Here is a 1,193-nt window from a genome sequence, read left to right on the forward strand (position 1 = left end):
TCACGAGCGGCGACCTCCAGCCGACGATCGACTTCGGCGATCGTCTGGCCGAGCGCGGCATCGAAACGTGGATTCGGTTCGTGCTCGTGCCCGGGCTGACGGATTCGGAGGAGAACGTCGAGGCCGTGGCGCAGATCGTCGAGAAGTGGCCAAACGTCAGCCGCGTCGAAGTCTTGCCGTTCCATCAGATGGGACGGGACAAGTGGAAGACGCTGGGACTGAAGTACGAGCTGAACGACACTCAGCCGCCGGGCAAGGAGCTGATCGAGCGCACGCGTGAGATCTTCCGATCGCACGGTCTGACCGTCTACTGAACGGTCAGACCGGGTTTTTGCACAAAACGCTTTCGGCGCAGGCCAGTCGGCGCGCGAAGTCCGCGATGTGTCCGTGATTCCTCGCGTCTTTCCGACGCTGCGGCAGCGCGGAGGAAAAGGCAACGCAGCGGAAAGACGCGGATCACGCCAGATCCGCCGCCAATAGGAGAAACACATGAAACTTTCAGCACGCAATCAGATCAAAGGAACCGTCGTTTCGGTTGAAAAAGGCGCCGTGAATGGCGTCGTCAAGATCGAAGTCGCGCCGGGGATCGTCATAACGTCATCGATCACGAATGCGTCGATCGAGGAACTGGGGCTCGAAGAAGGCGTTGAAGCCTACGCGGTCATCAAGGCCTCGAACGTCGTCGTCGGAGTCGAAGACTGAAAGAAAACAGAAGTTCACGCTGGAGCGCTCCGCAGCAGCCGCATTTCCGGTCATCGGCTGCTGCGGAGCGCGTCAGATAGGCCGTATGTCGGGGTGTCTGCACGCCCGAGCGGCCGCGTGTCAGACGGCGCTTCGGACGGGGAAACTCGCCGTAGTCGTGACGTCGGTGTGCGCATCGGGCAGAACCGTATAGTTTGCCATCATATTGACTATGGCGACGGCTTGATCTGCTGTGTATCCGAATTCGTCCCTGTCTGCGGTGGTGTGCGCGTCCGCCACGAGTGTCACGTCATAGCCTCGGTAGACTCCGCCGAAAAGGGTGGAGCGGATGCACGCGTCGGTCATTGCGCCGCAGAGATAAAAGTGCTTTGCGCCGAGGCCTTCGAGAACGCCTTTGAGTTCGGTTTCGGCGAAGGCGTCGGCATACGTTTTGGGAACGAGCGGTTCTTCCGGTGCGGGAACAAGCTCGTCGACGTACTGCCATCCCGGGG

At 60.5% G+C, this 1,193-nt stretch carries 2 protein-coding genes and 1 pseudogene; 2 read left to right on the plus strand and 1 reads right to left on the minus strand.

The genetic code is table 11. The features are described 5' to 3' along the window. On the plus strand, nucleotides 1–314 hold a 314-nt coding region (locus ACO48X_RS09770; RefSeq protein ID WP_485001901.1), incomplete at its 5' end, for a pyruvate formate-lyase-activating protein. Between the two features lie 175 nt (nucleotides 315–489). Further along, entirely contained in the window at nucleotides 490–702 is a 213-nt protein-coding gene (locus ACO48X_RS09775) for a TOBE domain-containing protein (RefSeq protein ID WP_485001902.1), read from the plus strand. A gap of 120 nt (nucleotides 703–822) precedes the next feature. Here the strand turns inward: ACO48X_RS09775 and ACO48X_RS09780 are convergent. Further along, nucleotides 823–1,193 (minus strand): annotated as a pseudogene (locus ACO48X_RS09780) (cysteine hydrolase family protein); the annotation flags it as partial.

It is taken from the genome of Peptidiphaga sp., assembly GCF_057238965.1.

Bases quoted from the DNA above. Each gene is read 5' to 3' on its own strand.
- ACO48X_RS09775 (WP_485001902.1), top strand. From the start codon at position 490: ATGAAACTTTCAGCACGCAATCAGATCAAAGGAACCGTCGTTTCGGTT.